Here is a 24,370-nt window from a genome sequence, read left to right on the forward strand (position 1 = left end):
GCATCTGCTCAGGCGATACGCAGATCCTGTGGGAGCGGGCTTGCCCGCGATGACGGCTGCAGATCCGACATTGATGTGACAGACATACCGCTATCGCGGGCAAGCCCGCTCCCACAGGGAGCTGTGGTGCTTAGTTGAGTCGGTAAATATGAAAAAGCCCCCGCAACCAAACGGCTGTGGGGGCTTTTTCGTGGGCAGGCCTCAGATCACTCCTGAACCGTCTCACCCTTGGCCTGGCGCTTCTCGATGATGTCCACCAAGCGCTTTGCCAGCGCCGGGTAGTTCTCGTCGAAGTGGTGGCCGCCAGGCAGTTTCATCGCTTCGCCCACGGCGCTCTTGTCGGTGCAGCCGCTTTCGTCGACTTCTTCTTCACCGTAGATGCACACCACTTTCTCCGGTGGCAGCTTAGCCATTTCCGGGCCGGTGGCGGCTTCTTTGCCGGCGTTGCCGAGCCAGCCTTCGACTTCGATTTCGAAGCTGCCGGTGCGGGCGAAGGCCAGCAGGATGATTGCGTCGACGCGTTGCTGCTCTGCTGGCTCCAGGCGGTTGTAGATCGCCGGCAGGACGTCGGCGCCGAACGAGTAACCGGTCAGGATGAAGCGCTTGGTGCCCCATTTCTGCCGGTAGTGTTGCATCAGCTCGGCGAGGTCAAGGGCGCTTTGCTCCGGGCTCTTGTGCTGCCAGTAGTAGCGCAGGGTGTCGATGCCGACCACCGGATAGCCGATCTTGGCCATCTCGCCCGCGACGTCGCGGTCCAGGTCACGCCAGCCGCCGTCGCCGGACAGGAACAGGGTCACGGTGTCTTTGGCCTGGCCGGCCGGGACTTCGACCACCGGGATCTGCAGACCGCCAGCGGCTTTGTCGCCACCGACAAGGAGCTTGCGCAGTTCGTTGTTCAGCACTTGCGGCAGGTTGATGTCGTAGTCGCTGATGCTGGTTTCGGCATTGGCTTGGTCACGCACGAAGCCGGCGCTGGTGTCGTCCGGGTTGTCGTTCCAGGCCACCAGCCAGTGACCGTGAGCGGCGCTTTTCGGCAGCAGGTGGGTGCAGCCGGGTTTTTCCAGGGCCAGGTCGACGGAGACAGCTTGAGCCTTTTCGTCCTTTTGCTCGGACAACCAGCGCCACGCGAGCACGGCGCCAGGGCCGATGCCGCTGACCAGGGTCGCCGGGCCTTTGAGTTCGCGCAGGCCCGATTGCAGGGCGCGACTTTGCAGCAGGCAGTCTTTGGGCAGGATCACCTGAACAATCTGCGCCGAGCCGGTGCGGCTCAGGGTCATCAATTGTTTGTCGCTGAGTTTCTGGTCTTCGTTGACCGCCACCAGCACCTGGGCGCGCGGCGTGTTGCCGGGGATGACGCGGGTCATCGCCGCACCATCGGCCGGTGTCAGCAGTTCAAGGGTCGGTTCGGGTGCCGGGCGTTTCAGGTACCAGTAACCGCCACCGAGAATCAGGGCCAGCACGACCAGCGTGCCCAGTACGTACCGCAAGGAGCGTTGAATCATCAGCGTTTCACCAATCCAGTCAAGCCGCCCGCAATCAGGGCAGCAGTATCGGCCAGGGCAACCAGCGGATCGAGTCCGGCGGGCACGGCCATATAACGGGGTTCCCAGTCAGGCTGGAATTTGTCTTTGAAGCGGCGCAAACCTTGGAAGTTGTAGAGCTGCTCTCCACGGCGGAAAACCATCGAGCCCAGACGCTGGGTCAGCGGTGCGCCACGCCGGGGTTGCAACCCCGACAACGGCACCATGCCCAGGCTGAAGCGCGCGTATCCGTGACTCTTATAATGTTGAATCAGACCGACCATCATGAATTCCATGGTCAGCTTCGGCGCCTCGGGGTGCGCGCGCATCAGGTCGAGGCTGGCCAGGTCATGGCCGTAAGTCTCGAGCAGGTTGGCAAACGCCACCGGGCGGCCTTCGAAACGAATCACCGCCACGCGAAAATGCTTGATGTAGTCGTCGCTGAAACGGCCGAGTGAGAAGCCTTTCTCGCGCACGTTCTTGCCGGTCAGCCAGGCATCCGAAATCACCTTGAGCTCATCCATCGGCGCATGGCCCGGCTCAAAGATCTCCAGCGACAGGCCATCGCGGGTGCCGCGGTTCCAGGTGTAGCGCAGGTCTTTCATCTCTTTGCCCTTGGCTTCGAGATCAAAGCGCTGCAGATCGACCCGGGCTTCTTCGCCGAGCTTGATCGCCGTCAGGCCGATGTCCATGTAGTACGGCAGGTTCTCGGCGCGCACTTGATAGAACACGGGGCGAGCGTGGTGGATGTCGCAGAGGTCGCGGAACTGCCAGATCATTTCCGCCCGCTGCTGGGTCGGGCCAATCGGGTCGTACAAGGCGACCAGGCTGCGGCCACGGCGGGCGTACATCAGGAACGCTTCGTCGTTGGGGTGAAACAGCAACGCCTTGTCACCGGTCAGGGCCAGGCCACCGTCCGGTTGCGCGGAGGCCATGAGAATCTTTACGGCGCGATCCAGTTCATCAGGCGTCGGCAAGTGAATCACCGGGCGAGCGGTGCGCAGCAGCCAGGTCAGCGACACGACCACCAGCAGAACGGCGGCGCCCAACAATGAGCGCAGGCCGCGTGGGGCATCGGCATCAAGGGTGAACTGCCACCAGAGTTGATGGCTGTACGGCACGTCTTGATAGGCAAACAGCAGCAACCAGATCGACGCGCCAAGCACGCACAGGCTGGAAACCAGATAGAGCGGCGAGAACGGCAATTCAGTGAGGCGGCTCGGGCGATAGAACGAACGTCGGAACACCCCCAGCAGACTCGCCGTCAGGGTCATCAGGCAGGCTTCTTCCCAATCAAAACCTTTGAGCAGAGAGAGCAGGGCGCCGACCAGCAATAGGATGGTGGTCAGCATCCACGCGGCGGACAGCCGACGACGCAGACCTTGCGCCAGCAGCAGGCAGAGCACGCCGATCAGGCTGGCGCCGAAGTGCGAAGCGTCGACCAGTCGATGCGGGATCAGAAAACCGATGTGTTCCAGGCGGGTGTCGATTTCCGGCGTCACACCGGAGAACAGCAGGACCACGCCGGACAGGAACACCAGCACCGCCAGAATCGGCGCCGCCAGACCGGAAGCGGCCCGCAGGGACTGGCGCGACTGAAACAGGCGCTGGCCTTCGTTGATCAGCAGAAACACACACGCCACCAGCAGGGGCAGCACGACATAGATCAGGCGATAGAGCAGCAGCGCGGCGGCCAGTGGGGCGGCGCCGAGTGTGTCGGCGAAAGCGGCCAACAGGATGGCTTCAAATACGCCGACGCCGCCGGGCACATGGCTGAGCACACCAGCGGCCAAGGCCAGCAGGTACACGAGCAGGAACGCACCGAAGGGCGGCGCTTCCGGCAGCAACAAATAAAGCACGGTCGCGGCGGCGGCCACGTCCAGGGCGGTGATGATCAGTTGCAGGAAGGTCAGGCGGCGACCCGGGAGGCGCAAGGTGCGGCGTCCGACCTTGACCAGCAGGTTGTCCTTGGAAGGCTGCTCCGAAAGGCGACGGCGGTAGATGCCGATGGCCAATACGCTGAAGAGCAGCAAAACGGCCGCGGCAACTGCGCCCAGCAAACCTTCGGACAGGCCCAAGGCAGCTGAGGCGGCAGGCAGGTTGCTGAGGGTTGCCAGGGCGGCCAGCGGTGGCAGGGCGCAACCAAGTGAAAGGCTGGCGAACAGCGTCATGTGAGCGACTTCCGAAGCCCCCAGACCATGACGTGCATATAAACGGTAGCGGACCGAGCCCCCCGAGAGCATCGAAAGACCGATGGCGTTGCCGATGGCAAACGCAGTGAAACCACCCAGCGCGAGGATGCGCGGCGCGAGTGTCACGCCCGCGTAGCGGCTGGCCGACCATTCGTACCCCAGCAGAATGATGAAACCGACCACGGTTGCACCCAATGCGCCGAGCAATGCCGGCTTCGGTACTTCCAGGATCGAGTCATGCAAAGCGTACAGATCGAGTTCGCTCAACAGATGACGACAGGCAATCAGCGCGATAGCGAACAACAGCAGAGTGACCGCCAGGCCGATAGGCTGACGGTACTTGCTGACCAGATCCAGCCAGCGCAGACGCCCGGCCTTGATCGGTTGTGTCGCTGTGACGGTGTCTTGTGGATCAGACGAGTTGGCGCGCATCAATCACCTCTTGGATTGTGCGCGACAGGATGGGGGTATCCAGCCAAGTTACCAATCCCTGTAGAAAAAAATAATCACAAATATTAACGCCTCTCACCGGTTGGCGGCGATGGCATGTCATTGGTCGTAGAGGGTTCTGTCTGGGATTCAGCATAGTCTGAACTCACAGCCAGGGTGATCCCGAACGCTTCTCTACACAGTGACAGGTCATTGTTGCGAAAGGACTTTTTCAACAGATACAAAAAAGGCCACTCTTTCGAGTAGCCTTTTTTGATGTTTGGTTGCGGGAGCCGGATTTGAACCGACGACCTTCGGGTTATGAGCCCGACGAGCTACCAGACTGCTCCATCCCGCGTCTGTGTGGCGGCATTCTATAGAGATACGCCTGTGTGTCAACCGTTAATCTGGAACCGGGTCAAATAAGCGTGAATAAGCGGCGAACGGTCGCAGGGGAGGCTTAAGTTTCGGAATCAGAACGATTTCTCGCTTCTGGTGAAAAATAGCGGCACAAAACAGACGCGCACAAAAAAGGCCACTCTTTCGAGTAGCCTTTTTTGATGTTTGGTTGCGGGAGCCGGATTTGAACCGACGACCTTCGGGTTATGAGCCCGACGAGCTACCAGACTGCTCCATCCCGCGTCTGTGTGTCGGCATTCTACAGAGGAACGCGGGGCTGTCAACCTTCAATTCGGATAAAACCTGTTCTGGTTCAATCGCTTAGCTGGGATAAGGGGTGGGACGAACGGCTGCAAGTCAGGTATGGCAAGGCTTTCAGCTCTATCGAGTGGGCGTTTTCGATTAAGAAAATAAATTCACCGGTACTTTTCCTACCCGCGGGGAAGAAGATTCAGACTACTGGTGCTATATACAGGTGTCAGTGAGATACTGCCGATCCGACACGCCATTACGCCCTTTTCTTCACCATGAACACCGCTTCTATATGAACCAGCGAAAAATCATCCACGTCGATTGTGACTGCTTCTACGCTGCCATCGAGATGCGTGACGACCCGCGCCTGGCAGGTAAACCCCTGGCGGTGGGTGGTTCGGCGGATCGGCGCGGGGTGATCGCCACCTGTAACTATGAGGCGCGGGCCCATGGCGTGCGTTCGGCGATGTCTTCCGGGCATGCCTTGAAGCTGTGCCCGGACCTGACCATCGTCAAGCCGCGCATGGAGGCCTATAGAGAAGCGTCGAAGGAAATTCACACGATCTTTCGCGATTACACCGACCTGATCGAGCCGCTTTCCCTCGACGAGGCATACCTCGACGTGTCGGACTGTGCGCATTTCGGTGGCAGCGCCACGCGCATCGCCCAGGACATTCGCCGCCGGGTCTCCAATCAGTTGCACATCACGGTCTCGGCCGGCGTGGCACCGAACAAGTTTCTGGCCAAGATCGCCAGTGACTGGAAGAAGCCCAACGGTTTGTTTGTGATCACGCCGGATCAGGTGGAAGACTTTGTCAGCGGTTTGCCCGTCAGCAAGCTGCATGGCGTGGGCAAAGTGACTGCTGACAAGCTGGGCAAGCTCGGCATTGTCGATTGCTCGCATTTACGCGAGTGGGACAAGTTGGCGCTGGTGCGTGAATTCGGCAGTTTCGGCGAGCGACTCTGGAGCCTTGCCCGTGGGATTGATGAGCGCTTGGTGCACAACGACAGCCGTCGGCAGTCGATCAGTGTCGAAAACACCTACGACGTGGATCTGCCGGATCTGGTGAGCTGTCTGGATAAATTACCCGAGCTGCTGGAAACCCTGGCGGGCCGCATGGCGCGGATCGACAGCAGCTATCGGCCGGGCAAGCCGTTCGTCAAAGTGAAATTCCATGACTTTACCCAGACCACTCTGGAGCAGGCCGGGGCAGGGCGGGATCTTCAGAGTTATAAGCTGTTGCTGACCCAAGCGTTCAATCGCGGCGGGAAACCGGTGCGGTTGTTGGGGATTGGGGTCAGGCTGGAGGATTTGCGGGGTGGGTTTGAGCAGATGGAGTTGTTTGAGCGGTAGTGGCAGGGTTTTGATGTGATGGTGAACGTCAGGCCGTCATCGCTAGCAGGCTAGCTCCCACATTGGATTTGCTGTGGACACACAATATGTGACCGCCTCGAATCCCCTGTGGGAGCTAGCCTGCTAGCGAAGCTTTTGCTTTTAATTCGGTCCCGGATCCGCCACCAGTCGCCCGGCATCCTTGGTCAACGACTTGAGGAATTCGGTCTGCAACTCTGGATCATTGCGGGTCAGTTCGATCAGGCTTTGTTCCAGCTCGCTGGCTTCTTCTTCCAGACCCAGTTCCGACAAGCGCTTGACCCGGTGTACCCACTGGCTCACTTCGTCGTCTTCGAGGTCGTCATAAATCAGGCCATGCGCTTCGAGCAGCTTGCCACGCAAGCCACTGCTGACTGCCAGGGACGAATCGGTATGCACATCGTCCTGACCGTCTTCGACGCTGATCAGCAGTCGGCTCAGATGATTGATGTCATGTTCAGCGAACGGACTGTCCAGCAGGTTAATGCGTAAGACACCGTTTTTGTCGGTGTTCAGGTCGAAGGTTTCCTTGCCGGCTTTCACCACCACTGGACGCTCGCTCCAGGGCAGGCTCGAGTATTCGGTGCGCTTGTCGAGCTGGATTTCGTCGATGCCGGCCAGGTTTTGCTGCGCCCGACCGTTGGACTGCACGTTCATGAACGGGTTGAGCCCTGCAAAACCGTAGCTCAGCCAATCCTTGGTCACGCTGTCCGGCAGATTGCCGAGGGTGAACACGTTGACCACATTCGCACCGACACCGCCGACCACCGCCACCGCGCCCAGCGGGATCTCGTAGACCTCCCGCCAGGGTTGGTAAGGCGTGTAGCGATCGTAGTGGCGCGTGACTTCGAATTCGGTGACTTCGAACGTCTTCTGCTCGTGGATTTTCACCCGCCGTTGCGGCAGCTCAAGCACCTTGGGCTCACCGACATCGATCTGCAGGCTGTGATCGAGCAATTTGCGCTCGACACGTTCCTCGTGCTCGCTACGTTGCGACATGTGATTGGCGCAGCCGCTGACCAGCAGGGTGCCGCACAGGGCGGCACCACCGAGGCCTAAGGTGTTTCGCTTGAACATGACTTCTCTATCTGGTGTCAGCGGCGGATACGGGCCTGGAGGAAAGACAGCACGTCAGCAACCGGCAGCGCTTGCGCTTCAGGTTCGGTACGGCTCTTGTATTCCAGATTGCCTTCGGCGAGGCCGCGGTCACTGACCACGATCCGGTGAGGAATGCCGATCAGCTCCATGTCCGCGAACTTGATGCCCGGGCTGGTTTTCTTGTCGCGATCGTCCAGCAGTACTTCGAAGCCGGTTGCAGTCAGTTCTGCATACAGCTTGTCGGTGGCTTCGCGAACCTGTTCGGTTTCGTAGCGCAATGGCACCAGGGCAACCTGGAACGGCGCCAGTGTGTCGCTCCAGATGATTCCCTTTTCGTCGTTGCCCTGTTCGATGGCCGCAGCCACCACGCGGGAAACGCCGATGCCGTAGCAACCCATTTCCAGGGTCACCGGCTTGCCGTTCTCGCCCAGCACTTCGCACTTCATCGCTTTGCTGTACTTGTTGCCCAGCTGGAAGATGTGCCCGACTTCGATGCCGCGCTTGATTTCCAGGGTGCCCTTGCCATCCGGGCTTGGGTCGCCGGCGACAACGTTACGCAGGTCGGCAACGGTCGGAACCGGCAGATCACGCTCCCAGTTCACGCCGAAGTAGTGCTTGTCGTCGATGTTGGCACCGATGCCGAAGTCGCTCATCAGCTCGACGGAACGGTCGATGATGATTGGCAGCGGCAGGTTCATCGGGCCAAGGGAACCAGCACCGGCGCCAATGGCGTCGCGCAGTTCGCTTTCGGACGCCATGACCAGCGGGCTGGCAACGCCTGGCTGGTTGGCGGCCTTGATTTCGTTCAGCTCGTGGTCGCCACGGATGATCAGGGCAATCAGCTTGCCTTGCTCTTCAGCGTGAACCACGAGGGTCTTGATGGTTTTTTCGATCGGCAGGTTGAAGCCTTCGACCAGTTGCGCAATGGTCTTGGCGTTCGGTGTGTCGACCAGGCGCAGCTCTTCAGTCGGCGCGGCGCGGGAGGTTTCGCGCGGCACGGCTTCGGCTTTCTCGATGTTCGCGGCGTAGTCGGAACCGTTGCTGAAGACGATATCGTCTTCGCCGGACTCGGCCAGTACGTGGAACTCGTGGGAGCCGGCGCCGCCGATGGAGCCGTTGTCGGCTTCTACAGGGCGGAACTTCAGGCCCAGGCGGGTGAACACGTTGCAATACGCCTGGTGCATGCGGTCGTAGGTGACCTGCAGCGAAGGCTGGTCAGCGTGGAACGAGTAGGCGTCCTTCATGATGAATTCGCGGCCGCGCATCAAACCGAAGCGTGGGCGGATTTCGTCACGGAACTTGGTCTGGATCTGGTACAGGTTGATCGGCAGCTGTTTGTAGCTGCTCAACTCGTTGCGCATCAGGTCGGTGATCACTTCTTCGTGAGTCGGGCCGGCGCAGAAGTCGCGACCGTGGCGATCCTTGAAGCGCAGCAATTCAGGGCCGTACTCTTCCCAGCGACCGGATTCCTGCCACAACTCAGCCGGTTGGGTGCTCGGCATCAACACTTCGAGAGAGCCCGCGGCGTTCATTTCTTCACGAACGACGGCTTCGACCTTGCGCATCACTCGCAAGCCCATCGGCAGCCAGGTGTAGAGGCCCGAGGCGAGTTTGCGGATCATGCCGGCGCGCAGCATCAGCTGATGGCTGATGACGACCGCGTCGGAAGGCGTTTCTTTCTGTGTGGCGAGCAAAAATTGACTGGTGCGCATGGTTGGCCGTTGTCGGTTGCTGATGACGAGAAATGACGGAGCATTGTACGGGCGAGATCTGCTGGCGTACAGGCGTGCGGTCGGCGGTGTGGCACGAGGGCGGGAATCGTCGCGCCCTCTGCGAAATGTCCTACGATTCTTCCGCGACCTGGGTCGGCACCGGTTCGGGTGTCGGCGTCGGACCTGCACGGCGGCTCTCCTGGAACCAGTGCAGGGCGATCAACAGCAGGGTCGGAACGCCCAGCAGCGCCGTGATCAGGAAGAAGTTGTGGTAACCGAATTTCTCCACCATGACCCCTGAATAGCCGCCGATCAGGCGTGGCAGCAGGAGCATGATCGAACTGAGCAGGGCGTACTGGGTGGCCGAGAACTTGAGGTTGGTCAGGCTCGACAGGTAGGCGACGAACGCCGACGTCGCCAGGCCCGAGCTGAAGTTGTCCAGGGAAATGGTCAGGATCAGCATGTTCAGGTTGGCGCCCATGTCGGCGAGCATCAGGAACAGCAGGTTGGTGCCGGCCGACGCGATGCCGCCGATCAGCAGGATCGGCAGGATGCCGAAACGCACGATCAGCAGGCCGCCCATGCCGGCGCCGACCAGGGTCATGATCAGGCCGAAGATTTTGCTGACGCTGGCGATCTGGTCCTTGGTGAAGCCCTGGTCGATGTAGAACACGTTGGCCATCACGCCCATGACCGTGTCGGACATGCGGTAGGTGGCGATCAGCCCGAGCAACAGGAACGCCTGCCAGCGGTATCGCAGAATGAAGTCGTTGATCGGCGTCAGCACCGGCGCCAGGCCACGGCGGCCCATGGCCGACAGGCACATAAACGTGAGCGTGGTATAGAGGATGGCTCGCAGGAAGGCGCGGTCTTCGAGCAGCAGGTCGAGCGGGCTCACGCCTTCGAACAGCACGCTGGCGAAATCGGTGTTGTAGAGCTGGGTAAACATGGCCGGCACGGACACCAGCAGCACGATCAGCACGAACACCGACATCAGCTGATGCATGAAACTGTAGCGACCGGCCTGAAGTTGCGTGCGCAGGGGGACGGGCGGTTCGCGCATGAACAGCGTGGTCAGCAGCGCCGGAACCATCAGGGCGCCAAACAGCAAGTAGGTGCCGGCCCAGGCCGAATGCTTGTAGTTGAAGCCGGTGGAGCCGAAGCCTTCAGCGAAAAACAGCGCGCCGGCCGTCGCCAGCAATGCGGCGATCCGATAGCCAGACATATAGCTGGCCGCGAGCGCGGCCTGGCGCGTGTCGTCGGCGATTTCCAGGCGATAGGCGTCTACCGCGATGTCCTGCGTGGCCGAGGCGAAGGCAACGACCACGGCGATGGCGATCAGCCAGGACAAATGCTTTTGCGGGTCGCAGAAACCCATCCCGATCAGGCCGAGGATCACCAGCGCCTGGGAAAGCACCAGCCAGGAACGTCGTCGACCCAGCTTGCCGAGGAATGGCAGGCGCCATTGGTCGAGCAGCGGGGACCAGACCCATTTAAAGGCATAGGCCAAGCCGATCAGGCTTGCATAGCCGATGGTTTCGCGGGCCACACCGGCCTCACGCAGCCAGACGGAGAGCGTCGAAAACACCAGCATGTAGGGCAGGCCGGCGGCGAAACCAAGCAACAACAACACAAGCGTCGAGGGGCTGGCATAGGCGGCGAGCGCGGCGCGCCAGGTTTTACGGGGCATGGGCTGGAGTCTGCCTCAAGAATTACGGAAACAAAGCGCGCACTCTAACCGCTGTGCTCTACCGGGCGCCAGCCATGGCGCTGAATATCAACACGATTGTTCAGGATACTGACCCCTTCGGAGCGTAGTCGCGCGCGCTGCTCATCCCCCGAAGGACTGCCCACGGGCAGGCTGATCCGGCCGCCGGCACCGAGTACGCGGTGCCACGGCAGTTTAGTGTCGCCGGGCAGTTGGCTTAGTGTGCGTCCGACCCAGCGAGCGGCGCGGCCCAATCCGGCCAGCTCGGCGAGTTGGCCATAGCTCACCACTTTGCCTTCGGGCACTTGCGCGAGGGTCAAGTAGAGAGCCGTGCGTCGGATTTGCCCCGCACTGTCGGTTTCAGCGGTTGAGTCGGTCACGTCCGTGGTTCCTGAAAAAGGTCGCCTTACCGTTTGTAGAGTAAGTCGTGGATTGGCAATTGAGAAATGAACTCAATAGAAATAGTCGGGTCAGTCCTTGCTAGGGTCTTATTCTCAGGGATAATGCCGACTTTTTTTCGCAAACTTGAGCCTGTATCTGCTTATGGTGTCCAGAACCCTGTTGTGCCTCGCTGTCCTCAGTGCCTCCACGCCGTTGCTCGCTGATACCGTCTGGTTGAAGAACGGTGACAAATTGAGCGGCAAGATCACGCTGTTCGATGGCGGTAAATTGCTGATCCAGACCGAGTATGCCGGTGCGATCCCGATCGACTGGAAACAGGTCAAGACCCTGGAAAGTGATCAGGAATTACTGGTCAAGCAGGATGCCTACACCGGCGAGAAGGCAAAGTCGCTGCATGCGGCAGACGATGGCAAGGTCACGCTGGAAAATGGCGAGGCGCCCAAGACCGTCGAGTTGGCCAGTATCCAGCAGATCCTCAAGCCCAAGCCGGTGGTCGAAGACCTGGTGTGGAAAGGGAATATCGACGCGGCGCTGGATTACCAGCGGGCGGAGAAAGATACCGATGACTACGACATCGACTTCAAGACCACTGCGCGCCATGGCAAATGGCGGCATATCGCGGAAGGCGAGTACAACCGCGAATTCCAGGATGACGTGGTCACCACCGACAACTGGCGGGGCGAATACTCGCTGGACCGCTTCCTGACCGAGAAATGGTTCTGGCAGGGTCGTGCGGTCTATAAACGCGACAAGGTTGAAGACCTCTCCCGTCAGCGCACCGTGGGTACCGGTCCGGGTTATCAGTTCTGGGATGACGAGCTAGGCGCATTCTCCTTGGGCTCGCTGGTCAACCGCACGGACTATCAGTTCTCCGATGGCAGCAAGGAAAACTTCTATTCGTTGGCGATGAAGTGGGACTACAACCGTTACCTGATCGGCAAGCAGGTCGAGTTCTTCACCAACGGCGAGGTGGGCAAGCCATTGTCGGGCGTGGCGGATTACGCGCTGGATGCCGAGGTTGGGCTGCGTTACAAGGTCACCGAGTGGGCTTCGCTTAACCTGAAGGCCGAGCGAGACGTCATCAGCGGCACCGACGATGCCGATCTGGAAAAGACCCGTTACACCGCAGGGTTTGGCGTCGCCTGGTAAGACGCAAAAAAATCGCAGCCATGGGCTGCGATTTTTTTTGCCTGCAAAAAACACACAGGCACAAAAAAGCCCCGCTTTTGAGGGCGGGGCTTTTTACTAAAGCAAGTACAAGTTAGATAACTTGAACTTCTTCAGCTTGCATGCCTTTCTGACCGCGGGTAGCGATGAAAGAAACCTGTTGGCCTTCTTTCAGGCTTTTGAAGCCGTCGGATTGGATAGCTTTGAAGTGAACGAACAGGTCGTCACCGGATTGTGGAGTGATGAAGCCGAAGCCTTTTTCATCGTTGAACCACTTAACGGTACCAGTTTGGCGATTAGACATGGTGTAACTCCTTGAACAAAGATAACTGCGACGCAGGAAGAACCCTGGCCGAGACTGAGTGCAAAGAGCAGGAAAAATTCTTGTAGATGGTTGGATCGAAATTCAACATATCGTGTAGAGATTCTCAGTGACACAAGCAGCACAGTGGCGCCACCTTAACCCTTTTTCCGGAACGTGCCAATCCTTCCTGCAAAGGTTTCTCTGTTTTCATGACTGACGGTGCATCGATTTACGGTGTAGGCCCAGATATCACGGGGGATCGGCGAGAATTGTGCCTCGGACTTTGAACCCGGAGCGCGCGCCCGGTAAGATGCCGGACAGAATTTTTCCACCTCGCTATTCAGGACACCCGCCATGAGCATCAAATCGGACAAGTGGATTCGCCGCATGGCGCAGGAACACGGCATGATCGAGCCGTTCGTCGAGCGCCAGGTGCGCGGCAGCGACGATAACCGTGTGATCTCCTACGGTGTGTCGAGTTACGGCTACGACGTTCGCTGCACGAGTCATTTCAAGGTGTTCACCAACATTAATTCGGCCATTGTCGACCCGAAAAATTTCGATGCCGGCAGCTTCGTCGACATCCACAGCGACGTCTGCATCATCCCGCCGAACTCTTTCGCCCTGGCCAGCACCGTCGAATACTTCCGTATTCCGCGCAACGTATTGACCATCTGCCTGGGCAAAAGCACCTACGCCCGCTGCGGCATCATCGTCAACGTCACCCCGCTTGAGCCTGAGTGGGAGGGCCACGTGACCCTGGAATTCTCGAACACCACTAACCTGCCGGCGAAGATCTATGCCAACGAAGGCGTGGCGCAGATGCTGTTTCTTGAATCCGACGAAGAGTGCGAAGTGTCCTATAAGGACCGTGGCGGCAAGTACCAGGGCCAACGCGGCGTGACCCTGCCACGCACCTGATCCATTCATCTGGCAGGTCGCGGGAATTCTTGAGCGGGTAGACACTCTATTGGGTGTACTGCCCGGTTCGCGCACAGCGGACGGGCCATTGCTCAGGAGTGCTTTATGAAGATCGATCCGCAAATAAGTGCCGAACTGGCAAGGCTTGAGCCCAATCAGGTTGGCGTGTTGGCCTGGTCCTTGTTGGCACATCCACCTATCAGCATGGCAGGGGGCATCCCCGGCCAGCCTGATCCCGATACCCCCAACGAACAACCTACCGAGCCCGGTGAGCCCACCCTGCCGGATGAGCCGCCTCCCGCGCCCGTAGCCTGATCTGGCGTCGAAAATGAATGGCCAGTCAGCTGTAGTCCCTGAAGACTTCAGCTGACTGGCCATATTTCTTTGTCGCCGATGACAAAAATCCTGCAGCTGTCGTCCCGTTCGACCTGATACCCGCCGGTAAATGCGCCGAAGGCAGGGAGCAGGCTGATGTCCTCTCCCAATCTGAAACACGCCAGGCGCAAACGCTGCCGACCTCTGCCGTTCAGCCGATAAACCGGATGCACATGCCCGGCGAGCACATGCCGCTGCGGATGGGGATCGGGCTCATGTTGCAAGGCGAACGGTCCGAGCAACATCGGCTCAGGCACTACGCGAATGTTCAACGAGGCGGGCGGGTCCCCCGCGCGTTTGTCGTGGTTGCCGCGGATCAGCGTCATCGGCAGGTCCGGGTGCCGCGCCCGCCAATCCGCCAGTGCGCTTAACGTGCCGGTGGCATGGGAGCCAGGCCCGTGCAGAAAGTCCCCCAGGAAAATCAGCTGACGGCAGGGCAGGGCGTCCAACAGCCCGTCCAGCACCGCGACATTGCTGGCGGTGGTGCCATGGGGCACCGGCTGACCCAGGCTTCGATACGCTGCCGCCTTACCAAAATGCACGTCGGCGATCAGCAACGCTTGTTGCGCCGGCCAGTAAATGGCTTTTTCCGGCAGCAACCACAGTTCTTCACCGGCCAGTTGCACGGGATAGGGCGTACTCATCAGGTTTTTCCGGTTTCGGCAGTTTTTTCAAGGTCGGTGACCATGCGTCGGATTCGGTCCGCGAGTTTTTCCGAGCTCATGCTTTCCCGCATGCGCTCAACCAGCAGGGGAAACCCCAGTGGTGTAGGACGTTTGATCGGGTGCAAGTCCATTTTCAGTTGATTGATGCGCGCCAACGTCTGTTCCAGGCGATGAATATCCAGTTCTTCCCGTAGGACTTCTTCTCCGGCCTGGGCCAGTAACAGATTCCCCGCGTCGTACTGCTTGAACACCTCGAAGAACAGCCCGCTGGAGGCTTGAACCTGCCGCGTGCTTTTCGGTGCGCCGGGGTAGCCGGCAAACACCAGACCGGCAATTCGCGCGATTTCCCGAAAGCGACGAAGCGCCAGTTCGCCGGCATTCAGACTGGCGAGCACGTCTTCCAACAAATGCTCGGGGCTCAACAGTTCGGGGGTCAATACCTTTGACCAGTCCACAGCCGTGGCGCTGAGCAATTCGAGTCCGTAATCGTTGACCGCGATGGAAAACGTCACCGCCTGCTGCTGGCTGACTCGCCACGCCAGCAAACTCGCCAGTCCCAGATGCACCTGGCGTCCGGCAAAGGGGTAAAGGAACAGGTGCCAGCCTTCGCGGGATTTCAGCGCTTCGGCCAGCAACGTGTTTGAGGTCGGCAGACCGGACCAGCGTTGTTGCACCTCCAGCAGCGACCGCAGCGCCCCCATCTCCGGGCCGATGAACTCGCCTTGCTGTGCCGCACTGAAGCGCATGACCACCGCTTGCGCCAGTTCGTTGGAAAGTGGCATCCGCCCGCCATTCCAGCGCGGCACCGCGGCTTTTTTCGCGGTGCTGCGTTTGACGTAAGCGGTCATGTTTTCCACCCGCACCAATTCCAGCAAGCGCCCGGCGAACAGAAAACCGTCGCCCGGTTTGAGTCGCGCAATAAAGCCTTCCTCAACACTGCCCAGCTGCTTGCCGCCACCGCCCTTGCTCCAGAACTTCAGCTGAATGCTCGCATCGCTGACGATGGTGCCGATGCTCATGCGATGCCGTCGCGCCAGTCGCGCATCCGGTACGCGCCAGATGCCCTGCTCGTCAGGCTCGACCCGGCGATAATCCGGATAGGCTGTCAGGGAAAGCCCTCCGTGGCGTACGAACGCCAGTGCCCAGGTCCAATCCTCCACGGTGAGGTCTCGATAGGCCCAGGCGCCACGGACTTCTTCATACAACTCATCGGGCACAAACCCGCCGCCCAGCGCCATGCTGACCAGATGCTGCACCAGCACATCCAGCGGTTTATGCGGCGACTGGCGGGGCTCAATGCGACGCTGCGCCACGGCGTCTTGAGCCGCCGCGGCTTCGATCAGCTCCAGGCTGTGAGTCGGCACCAGCGTCACCCGTGACACCCGCCCCGGCGCATGACCGGACCGCCCGGCCCGCTGCATCAGGCGCGCCACGCCCTTGGCCGAGCCGATTTGCAGTACCCGTTCCACCGGCAGGAAATCCACGCCCAAATCGAGGCTTGAGGTGCAGACCACCGCTTTGAGTTGACCTTCCTTCAGCGCCCGCTCGACCCAGTCGCGGGTGTCCCGTGACAGGGAGCTGTGATGCAAAGCGATCAATCCGGCCCAATCGGGGCGCGCTTCCAACAAGGCCTGATACCAGATCTCGGATTGCGCGCGGGTGTTGGTGAACACCAGGCTACTGGGGCTTGAATCAATTTCGGCGACGACCTGCGGCAACATCTTCAAGCCAATGTGCCCGGCCCATGGAAAACGCTCGATGGCCGGCGGCAGCAAGGTGTCGACCTGCAGCTCCTTCGAGGTCTGGCCTTGCACGCTGATGCCGCCACCTTGTGGGATCAATACCTGTTCGGCGTGGGCCTGATTACCCAGCGTCGCGGAAACGCCCCACACGATCAGGTCCGGATTCCACCGCCGCAAACGAGCGAGCGCCAGTTGCAGCTGCACGCCGCGCTTGTTGCCGAGCAGTTCGTGCCATTCGTCGACCACCACCATGCGCAAGGTCGACAGCGCTGTTTGCGCATCGGCACGGGCGAGCATCAGGGTCAGGCTTTCGGGGGTGGTGATCAGCGTTGTGGGCAGGCGCCGGCTCTGTCGTGCACGTTCGCTGCTGCTGGTGTCGCCGGTGCGAAGGCCGACGCTCCACGGGATCTGCAGGTCGTGCAGCGGCGCTTGCAGGGCGCGAGCGGTGTCGGCGGCCAAGGCGCGCATGGGGGTTATCCACAGCACCGTCATCGGTTCGGCAAGAGGTTTGCGTTTGCGAGGGGTTTCTACAGGGGCGCTCGACTTGGCGAAGCGATTGAGCGCGGCAAACCAGACCGCATAGGTTTTACCGGCGCCCGTGCTGGCGTGCAGCAAACCGGACTCACCGCGTTTAACGGCCGTCCACACCTGCTTCTGAAAGGTGAATGGCTTCCAGTCGCGGGCGCTGAACCATTGTTTTGCGTAGTCGGGGGAGGATCCCATGCTGGCGGTGTGCGCTCTGAAAGTCTTCTTTCAGTGACCGCGGCGCAAGGGCAAAGGTTTAATGAAGAAACGCGATCCTGTAGGAGCCAGCAAGCCGGCTCCTACAAAGGGGGGAGTGTTATTTGAGATTGCCGCTCAGGAACTGCTTCAAGCGTTCGCTCTTCGGATTGCCTAGCACGTCTTCCGGCGCGCCTTCTTCCTCGACCAGGCCCTGATGCAGGAACAACACCTGGCTCGACACTTTGCGGGCGAAACTCATTTCGTGAGTCACCATGATCATGGTCCGGCCTTCTTCAGCGAGGCCCTGGATCACTCGGAGCACTTCACCCACCAACTCCGGGTCGAGTGCCGAGGTCGGTTCGTCGAACAGCATGACTTCCGGTTCCATGGCCAATGCCCGCGCAATCGCCACGCGTTGCTGTTGGCCACCGGAAAGAAATGCCGGGTATTGATCCGCCACCCGCGCCGCCAGCCCGACCTTGTCGAGATAACGCCGCGCGCGGTCTTCAGCTTCCTCTTTGCTGCAACCCAGCACCCGGCGCGGGGCCATGGTGATGTTTTCCAGCACGGTCATGTGGCTCCACAAGTTGAAGTGCTGGAACACCATGGCCAGGCGCGTGCGAATTTTCTGCAGTTCATCGGGGTCGGCCACGTGCATGCCGTGGCGATCCTTGACCATGCGGATGTTCTGGCCGTCCAGGGTCATGGCGCCGTCGTTGGGTTGTTCGAGAAAGTTGATGCAGCGCAGAAAGGTACTTTTGCCCGAGCCGCTGGCGCCAATCAGGCTGATGACGTCGCCGGTGTTGGCCTTGAGTGAAACGCCTTTGAGCACATGATGATCGCCATAGCTTTTATGCAGGCCTTCGATGGTCAGTTTGTACATGGGGCATGCATCCTCAAGGCGAAAGTAGGTAGCCGCTGCGATAGGCCTCGGTGCCCGCGACGTGCGCGATCACCATGCCGGCAGTGGCCATGCGCCGCAGCGAGCGGGCGTACATCAGGCCGGCGGCGGTGCAATGAACAGGGGTGACGCGATCATTGATCGGGTCGATGATTTCGGCGATCAGTTGCCCGGCTTCGAGGTATTCCCCCGGCAGCGCGGTGAACACCAGCAGGCCGCCCACCGGTGTCGACACCGGCTCGACGCCGGCCAGCGGTGTGGCGGGGTAGGGCAGCTCGGGCAGTGGCGCCGCTTCGCCGGCAATGGCGCCGAAGTGAATCAGGTAATCGATCAGCGCCTGGCAATCGAGGCTGGCCAACGGGTGATTGACGTCGCCCTGGCCACGCAGTTCGACAGTGACCGAGATACTGCCGAGCGGAATGTTGAAATGCTCGCCGAAGCGTTCTTTCAACTGCCACCACAGCAAGGTGAAGCATTCATCGAACGACTGACCGCCGGAGTCGGTGGCCAGCAGGCTCGCTTCGGCACCGATGTAGCGCGCCAACGGTTCGGCCTGGGGCCAGGCTTCGGGGGTGGTGTAGAGGTGGGCGACCGCTTCGAAATCGCAATGCAGGTCCAGCACCATGTCCGCATCGCAGGCCAACCGTTGCAGGGTCAGGCGCTGGGATTGCAGTTGAGTGCTGGCGGTCTGCCCAGCGAGGGCGTTGCGCAGCCTTTCACGGATCAATTCGAGGTTGCGCTGGGGATCATCGCCCAGCTGGCCTTCGATTTCGTTGCCCACCGCTTCGCTCAAGTCGACGAACCAGCGGTTGAAGTTCTGCCCGCTTTCCAGCTCGTAGCGGCCCAGCGGTACATCCATCAGCACCTGCTCCAGGCCGACCGGGTTGGCCACCGGCACCAGCACGATCTCGCTGCGCAGGCGGCCGGCGGCTTCAAGTTCCGCCAGGCGCTGCTTGAGGTGCCAGGCCACCAGCATGCCGGGCATTTCATCGGCGTGCAGGGACGATTGGATGTAGATCTTGCCTTTGGCCGAGGTCGGGCCGAAGTGGAAGCTGTGAATCTGTCGTGCGGTCCCCGGCAGCGGGGCCAACAAGTCATGTATCTGGTGGCGCATGTTCGTCTCTTTATTCCTGGTCCTAGTGGGTCGGCCCGAGGAACGCCAGCCATCGGCGTTCGGCGAGGCGGAACAGGCCGACCAGCGCAAAGGTAATCGTCAGGTAAATCAGCGCGGCGATGCCGAACGACTGGAAGGTCAGGAAGGTCGCCGAGTTGGCGTCCCGCGCGACTTTCAGGATGTCGGGGATGGTCGCGGTGAACGCCACGGTGGTCGAGTGCAGCATCAGAATCACTTCGTTGCTGTAATAAGGCAACGAGCGACGCAGGGCTGACGGCATGATCACGTAGGCATACAGCTTCCAGCCTGTCAGGCCGTAGGCCTTGGCCGCTTCGACTTCACCATGGGCCATGCTGCGGATCGCCCCGGCGAAAATCTCCGTGGTGTAGGCGCAGGTGTTCAGGGCGAAGGCCAGGATCGTGCAGTTCATCGCATCGCGAAAGAACGCATCCAGCACCGGTTGCGCACGCACCGCGGCCAGGCTGTAGATACCGGTGTAGCAAATCAGCAGCTGGATATACAGCGGCGTGCCGCGGAACAGGTAGGTGTAGAACTGCACCGGCCAGCGAATGTAGAAATGCGGCGATACCCGGGCAATGGACAGCGGGATCGACACCAGGAAGCCGATGACAATCGAGGCGGTCAGCAGCCACATGGTCATGGCCAGCCCGGTGATGTTGTAGCCGTCGGTATAGAGGAAGGGTTTCCAGTATTCCTGCAAGAGTTCGATCATCGTACGGCCTCCCGGGAACCGGCGGCGTAACGGCGTTCGAGCCAGCGCAGGACGACGTTCGAGGCGCTGGTGATGGCCAGGTAAATCAGCGCGGCAAGCACCAGGAAGTAAAACAGTTGATAGGTGCTTTTACCGGCGTCCTGTGCAGCCTTGACCAAATCGGCAAGGCCGATGATCGACACCAGCGCGGTGGCCTTGAGCATCACCATCCAGTTGTTACCGATACCCGGCAGGGCGAAACGCATCATTTGCGGGAACACCACGATTCGAAAACGCTGTCCGCGTTTAAGGCCATAAGCGGTGGCGGCTTCGACCTGACCCCGAGGCACCGAGAGAATCGCCCCGCGAAAGGTTTCGGTGAAATACGCGCCATAAATGAAGCCCAGGGTGATGACCCCGGCGCTGAACGGGTTGATCTCGATGTATTCCCATTCCATGAAATCGGTGAACGACGTCAACCAGGTTTGCAGGCTGTAGAAAATCAGCAGCATCAGCACCAGGTCCGGCACGCCGCGAATCAGCGTGGTGTAGATCTGGGCTGGAACCCGCACCAGTTTGACTTTTGACAGTTTGGCGGTGGCGCCGAGCAGGCCGAGCAATACGGCCACCAGCAGCGACAATGCCGATAATTTGATGGTCATCCAGGTGCCTTCCATCAGCAACGGACCGAAGCCCTTTATGCTGAAGGCTGAGAGCCCCAGGTTTTGTAATAGGTTTTCGAACATAAATCAGCAACCTGATCGGGTGAAAAAAGCGCCCATCGCGAGATGGGCGCCGGGCATTATTTGCCGCTGTACAGATTCAGATCGCCAAAGTGTTTCTTCTGAATGGTGGCGTAGGTGCCATCGTCGTGTAACGCTTTGATACCTTTATCCAAAAGTGCCTTGAGGTCTTTGTTACCTTTAGAGATACCGATAGCTGTTTTGGCCGGCAGCAATTCGCTGTCAACCGGCTTGCTGACTTCGTAGCCTTCGCCCTTTGGCGACTTCAAGAAGCCCAGTTCGGCTTGCAGCATGTCCTGGATCGCCGCGTCGAGACGACCCGACATCAGGTCGGAATACACCTGATCCTGGTTCTGATAGGCCTGGGTTTTCACGCCAGCCTTGTCCAATACGGCCTTGGCATAGGCTTCCTGGATGGTGCCTTGCTCGTAGCCAACGGTCTTGCCCTTCAGCGAAGCGACGTCTTCGCTCAGGCCGGAACCCTTCTTGAACACGTAAGCGGTTGGGCCGGAGAACAGCTCGCTGGAGAAGTCGATGACTTTTTCGCGGGCAGGGGTGACGGTCATCGAAGAGATCACACCGTCGAATTTATTGGCCTTGAGACCCGGAATCATGCCGTCGAAATCGCTTTCGACCCATTTGCACTTGACCTTCAGCTCGGCGCAGATTGCGTTCCCCAGATCGATGTCAAAGCCCACCAGGCTGCCGTCGGCCGCTTTCGACTCGAACGGAGCATAGGAAGGGTCAACGCCAAAACGCAGTTCTTTGTATTCCTTCGCCATGGCGGAACCAGCCGCCATGCACAACGCCAGTGCAGAAAGGGTCAGCAATGCTTTTTTCATTATTCAATCCCTAAGAACCAATATGAGCGCTTGTGGCGCAGAATTATTGTTACTGGAAAGCGTAAGACCTAATGAAAGTAGCAATTTCCGAACCAGAGTCCCGAACAAGCGTTTAAAAGGTGATTCAAGAAATGGCAAACGGGGATTTGTGCACGAAATCGGGCGTCGGAAAATTGCTGCACCATCTTGGTTCAGAATGGCACAAATTCCTGTGGGAGCGGGCTTGTTCGCGAAAGCGGTGCGTCAGGCACATTTGTATCAACTGACACTCCGCTTTCGCGAGCAAGCCCGCTCCCACAGGGAGGATTGGGTTAGCCCAGTAAATCCTGCAACGTTGCGAGGTTGTCTGCTTCTTCCACCGACTTGTCCTGCCGCCACCTCAACATCCGCGGAAATCGCACGGCAATCCCGCTCTTGTGCCGTTTCGACAGGGCAATGCCCTCAAACCCCAGCTCGAACACCAGGCTCGGTTTCACACTGCTCACCGGGCCGAATTTCTCCACTGTGGTCTTGCGCACGATACTGTCGACCTGACGCATTTCCTCGTCGGTCAGCCCGGAATAGGCTTTGGCAAACGGCACCAGGGCACGTTCGCTGGCGTCAGCCGGCCCGTCCCAGACCGCGAAGGTGTAATCACTGTAAAGACTCGCCCGGCGACCATGACCGCGCTGCGCATAAATCAGCACCGCGTCGACGCTGAAGGGGTCGACTTTCCATTTCCACCAGACGCCCATGTCCTTGGTCCGGCCAACGCCATACAGCGCATCCCGGGCCTTGAGCATCATGCCTTCGACACCGAGGCTGCGAGAGGCTTCGCGTTGTCTGGCGAGGTCGAACCAGTCTTCGCCGGTCAGCACCGGTGAGGTGAGTAACACCGGGTTGTTGCAGGTAGCGACGAGTTGGTCCAGTTGCGCGCGGCGCTTCACCTGAGGCTGACTGCGCCAGTCCTCGCCTTGCCATTCCAGCAGGTCGTAGGCGAGGACCACCACGGGCACTTCTTCGAGAATTTTCCTGTCCAGGGTTTTGCGGCCGATTCGCTGCTGCAACAAGGCGAACGGCATGACCGCGGGAGCGGCCGGCGATTGCGGGTTGAAGGCATCGTCGGTGTTCGGTCGAGGAGCTCTCCAGGCGACGATTTCACCATCGATCACTGTCCCGTCCGGCAAACCGTGCAACAGGCTGTCGAGTTCGGGAAAGCGCTCGGTCACCAGTTCTTCGCCGCGTGACCAGATCCAAAGGCGCCCCTCACGCTTGACCACCTGAGCGCGAATGCCATCCCACTTCCATTCCACTTGCCACTGGGTCGCCGGACCGAGCATTGCTTCGAACTGCTCGACCGGTTGTGATAAAGCGTGGGCCAGGAAAAACGGGTAGGGCTGGCCACCGCGTTGGGCATGTTCGTCGGACGATTCCGGTGCGATCAATTTCAGGTAGCTGGCAGCACTCGGACGATTGGACAGGTCGGTGTAACCGACCAGTCGCTGGGCCACGCGTTTGCTGTCTAGCCCGGCCATGGCCGCCAGGGCACGGGTTACCAACAGCTTGGAGACGCCGACGCGGAAACTGCCGGTAATGAGTTTGATGCAGAGCATCAGGCTGTGGCGGTCCAGTTGCGCCCAGAGCGCGGGCAGTCGTTGGACGAGGGCTTCCGGGGATTCGCCGCGCAGTGGCAGCAGTTTGTCTTCAATCCATACCGCTAGCCCGTCGGTGGAGCTGTGCAGGGTTTCGGGCAGGACCAGCGAAATCGTTTCCGCCAGATCGCCGACCGCCTGGTAACTCTCTTCGAACAGCCAGGGTTCAATTCCGGAAAACTCGACGGCCAGCTCACGCAGCACGCGTACCGGCACCAGTTGCCGTGGGCGCCCACCGGACAAAAAGTACACCGCCCACGCGGCGTCTTCGGGGGCGGCCTGGGCAAAGTAGGACTGCATGGCGGCCAGTTTGGCATTGCTTGAAGTGGTAGCGTCGAGTTCGGCATACAGCTCGGCGAAAGCCTTCATGGCAGCACCTCGGCGCTCTCTGTTTCGACGGTGGCGTTATCTTCCTCATCGTCGCCGTATTCTGTGCTGAAACCCATGGCATCCAGGCCTTGCTCGCGCAGATGACGCACCAGTACCGCCACCGAACCGTGGGTGACCATCACCCGTTCGGCGCCGGTCTGTTCAATGGCCCAGAGCAGGCCGGGCCAGTCGGCGTGGTCCGACAGCACAAAGCCACGGTCGACACCGCGTCTGCGCCGTGTGCCGCGCAAGCGCATCCAGCCACTGGCGAAGCCATCGCTGTAATCGCCAAACCGGCGCATCCAGGTGCTGGCGCCGGCCGATGGCGGGGCGATGACCAGCGCTTTGCGCATCATCGGGTCACTTTTCAGGACATCGCCGGCATAGATCGTCGGCGGGATATAAACGCCGCTCTCGCGATACACCTTGTTCAGCGGTTCTACCGCGCCGTGCACCAAAATGGGGCCGAGGCTGGCATCGATACCGTGGAGAATTCGCTGGGCCTTACCGAAGGAGTAACAGAACAGCACGCTGGTTCTGTCGACGGCGGCATTGGCCTGCCACCACTGATTGATCTCCGCGAAGACCTGCGCCTGGGGTTGCCAGCGATAAATCGGCAGGCCAAAAGTCGACTCGGTGATGAAGGTATGGCACCGCACCGGTTCGAACGGCGCGCAGGTGCCGTCGGGCTCGATTTTGTAATCCCCCGAGGCCACCCAGACTTCACCGCCGTATTCCAGGCGCACTTGGGCAGAGCCGAGGACATGGCCGGCCGGGTGAAAACTCAAGGTGACGCCGTGGTGCTGCAAGCGGTCGCCATAGGGCAGGGTTTGCAAGTTGATGTCCTGGCCCAGTCGCGCACGCAAAATCCCTTCGCCGGGCGCGGCCGCCAGGTAATGCTGGTTGCCGGTACGGGCATGGTCGCCGTGAGCATGCGTGATGACCGAACGCTCGACCGGCCGCCACGGGTCGATATAGAAATCGCCGGCGGGGCAGTACAAACCTTCGGGGCGCGCGATAACAAGATCCATGTTGTTACCCAAATGGGGGGACTTGTTAGCTATGAGGTTTGCGCGA

20 protein-coding genes and 2 tRNA genes are annotated in these 24,370 nt (G+C 60.1%); 4 read left to right on the forward strand and 18 right to left on the reverse strand.

Translation table 11 applies throughout. The annotated features are described in order from the left end of the window. Window positions 1-206: 206 nt before the first annotated feature. From ACA072_RS05955 to ACA072_RS05970, 4 genes are all read right to left on the reverse strand, one after another. Window positions 207-1,502 (reverse strand): virulence factor family protein, encoded by a 1,296-nt coding sequence (locus tag ACA072_RS05955; protein ID WP_497623593.1) that lies wholly within the window; start codon window positions 1,500-1,502, stop codon window positions 207-209. Further along, a complete protein-coding gene (gene mprF / locus ACA072_RS05960) occupies window positions 1,502-4,144 on the reverse strand; it encodes a bifunctional lysylphosphatidylglycerol flippase/synthetase MprF (protein WP_497623594.1) in 2,643 nt (880 codons plus the stop codon). The genes ACA072_RS05955 and mprF overlap by 1 nt, the downstream gene beginning before the upstream one ends. A 278-nt stretch (window positions 4,145-4,422) precedes the next feature. Then, window positions 4,423-4,499 (reverse strand) — tRNA-Met (locus ACA072_RS05965). A gap of 207 nt (window positions 4,500-4,706) precedes the next feature. Then, window positions 4,707-4,783, reverse strand: a tRNA-Met gene (locus tag ACA072_RS05970). A 301-nt stretch (window positions 4,784-5,084) separates the two neighbouring features. Here ACA072_RS05970 and dinB point away from each other — a divergent pair. Further along, window positions 5,085-6,146: a DNA polymerase IV gene (gene dinB, locus ACA072_RS05975; RefSeq protein WP_497623595.1), complete on the forward strand. Its 1,062-nt coding sequence runs from the start codon at window positions 5,085-5,087 to the stop codon at window positions 6,144-6,146. A 141-nt stretch (window positions 6,147-6,287) separates the two neighbouring features. Here the strand turns inward: dinB and ACA072_RS05980 are convergent, their stop codons facing one another. The 4 genes from ACA072_RS05980 to ACA072_RS05995 all read right to left on the reverse strand — a co-directional run bounded on the left by ACA072_RS05980 (window position 6,288) and on the right by ACA072_RS05995 (window position 11,062). Next, window positions 6,288-7,241: a hypothetical protein gene (locus ACA072_RS05980; RefSeq protein ID WP_497623596.1), complete on the reverse strand. Its 954-nt coding sequence runs from the start codon at window positions 7,239-7,241 to the stop codon at window positions 6,288-6,290. A 17-nt stretch (window positions 7,242-7,258) separates the two neighbouring features. Then, window positions 7,259-8,974 carry a proline--tRNA ligase gene (locus ACA072_RS05985; protein WP_497623597.1) on the reverse strand — a complete coding sequence of 572 codons (1,716 nt, stop codon included), beginning with the start codon at window positions 8,972-8,974 and terminating at the stop codon, window positions 7,259-7,261. A 130-nt stretch (window positions 8,975-9,104) separates the two neighbouring features. Then, the gene (locus tag ACA072_RS05990) at window positions 9,105-10,664 is read right to left on the reverse strand and encodes an AmpG family muropeptide MFS transporter (RefSeq protein WP_497623598.1); all 1,560 of its coding nucleotides are present in this window, start codon (window positions 10,662-10,664) and stop codon (window positions 9,105-9,107) included. Window positions 10,665-10,708: 44 nt separating this feature from the next. Continuing rightward, window positions 10,709-11,062, reverse strand: coding sequence for an MGMT family protein (locus tag ACA072_RS05995; protein ID WP_497623599.1), 354 nt, complete (start codon window positions 11,060-11,062; stop codon window positions 10,709-10,711). Window positions 11,063-11,225: 163 nt separating this feature from the next. On the opposite strand from ACA072_RS05995, the gene ACA072_RS06000 reads away from it, so the two are divergent. Continuing rightward, window positions 11,226-12,233 carry a DUF481 domain-containing protein gene (locus ACA072_RS06000; RefSeq protein WP_497623600.1) on the forward strand — a complete coding sequence of 336 codons (1,008 nt, stop codon included), beginning with the start codon at window positions 11,226-11,228 and terminating at the stop codon, window positions 12,231-12,233. Between the two features lie 112 nt (window positions 12,234-12,345). Here the strand turns inward: ACA072_RS06000 and ACA072_RS06005 are convergent, their stop codons facing one another. Further along, window positions 12,346-12,555, reverse strand: coding sequence for a cold-shock protein (locus tag ACA072_RS06005; RefSeq protein WP_002554837.1), 210 nt, complete (start codon window positions 12,553-12,555; stop codon window positions 12,346-12,348). Between the two features lie 354 nt (window positions 12,556-12,909). Between ACA072_RS06005 and dcd the strand changes: the two genes are divergently transcribed. Continuing rightward, the gene (dcd, locus tag ACA072_RS06010; RefSeq protein ID WP_010462661.1) at window positions 12,910-13,476 is read left to right on the forward strand and encodes a dCTP deaminase; all 567 of its coding nucleotides are present in this window, start codon (window positions 12,910-12,912) and stop codon (window positions 13,474-13,476) included. A 105-nt stretch (window positions 13,477-13,581) separates the two neighbouring features. Further along, a complete protein-coding gene (locus ACA072_RS06015; RefSeq protein ID WP_150630745.1) occupies window positions 13,582-13,791 on the forward strand; it encodes a hypothetical protein in 210 nt (69 codons plus the stop codon). 47 nt (window positions 13,792-13,838) lie between these two features. Here the strand turns inward: ACA072_RS06015 and pdeM are convergent, their stop codons facing one another. From pdeM to ACA072_RS06060, 9 genes are all read right to left on the reverse strand, one after another. Beyond that, a complete protein-coding gene (gene pdeM / locus ACA072_RS06020; RefSeq protein WP_497623601.1) occupies window positions 13,839-14,495 on the reverse strand; it encodes a ligase-associated DNA damage response endonuclease PdeM in 657 nt (218 codons plus the stop codon). Further along, window positions 14,495-16,981 carry a ligase-associated DNA damage response DEXH box helicase gene (locus ACA072_RS06025; RefSeq protein WP_497623602.1) on the reverse strand — a complete coding sequence of 829 codons (2,487 nt, stop codon included), beginning with the start codon at window positions 16,979-16,981 and terminating at the stop codon, window positions 14,495-14,497. Before ACA072_RS06025 ends, pdeM begins: the two co-directional genes overlap by 1 nt. Window positions 16,982-17,099: 118 nt before the next feature. Next, window positions 17,100-17,864, reverse strand: coding sequence for an ABC transporter ATP-binding protein (locus tag ACA072_RS06030; RefSeq protein ID WP_219096827.1), 765 nt, complete (start codon window positions 17,862-17,864; stop codon window positions 17,100-17,102). Between the two features lie 13 nt (window positions 17,865-17,877). Next, on the reverse strand, window positions 17,878-18,996 hold the full coding sequence (locus tag ACA072_RS06035; protein ID WP_497623603.1) for a succinylglutamate desuccinylase/aspartoacylase family protein: 1,119 nt from the start codon (window positions 18,994-18,996) through the stop codon (window positions 17,878-17,880). A gap of 22 nt (window positions 18,997-19,018) precedes the next feature. Further along, a complete protein-coding gene (locus ACA072_RS06040; RefSeq protein WP_109628272.1) occupies window positions 19,019-19,729 on the reverse strand; it encodes an ABC transporter permease in 711 nt (236 codons plus the stop codon). Further along, on the reverse strand, window positions 19,726-20,454 hold the full coding sequence (locus tag ACA072_RS06045) for an ABC transporter permease (RefSeq protein ID WP_497623604.1): 729 nt from the start codon (window positions 20,452-20,454) through the stop codon (window positions 19,726-19,728). Before ACA072_RS06045 ends, ACA072_RS06040 begins: the two co-directional genes overlap by 4 nt. Before the next feature lie 56 nt (window positions 20,455-20,510). Continuing rightward, entirely contained in the window at window positions 20,511-21,293 is a 783-nt protein-coding gene (locus ACA072_RS06050; RefSeq protein ID WP_462025880.1) for a transporter substrate-binding domain-containing protein, read from the reverse strand. A gap of 311 nt (window positions 21,294-21,604) precedes the next feature. Further along, window positions 21,605-23,293, reverse strand: a complete 1,689-nt coding sequence (locus tag ACA072_RS06055; protein ID WP_497623605.1) for an ATP-dependent DNA ligase — start codon at window positions 23,291-23,293, stop codon at window positions 21,605-21,607. Further along, on the reverse strand, window positions 23,290-24,324 hold the full coding sequence (locus ACA072_RS06060) for a ligase-associated DNA damage response exonuclease (protein ID WP_497623606.1): 1,035 nt from the start codon (window positions 24,322-24,324) through the stop codon (window positions 23,290-23,292). The genes ACA072_RS06055 and ACA072_RS06060 overlap by 4 nt, the downstream gene beginning before the upstream one ends. Window positions 24,325-24,370 lie beyond the last annotated feature (46 nt).

The organism is Pseudomonas sp. LBUM1656 (assembly GCF_059716065.1).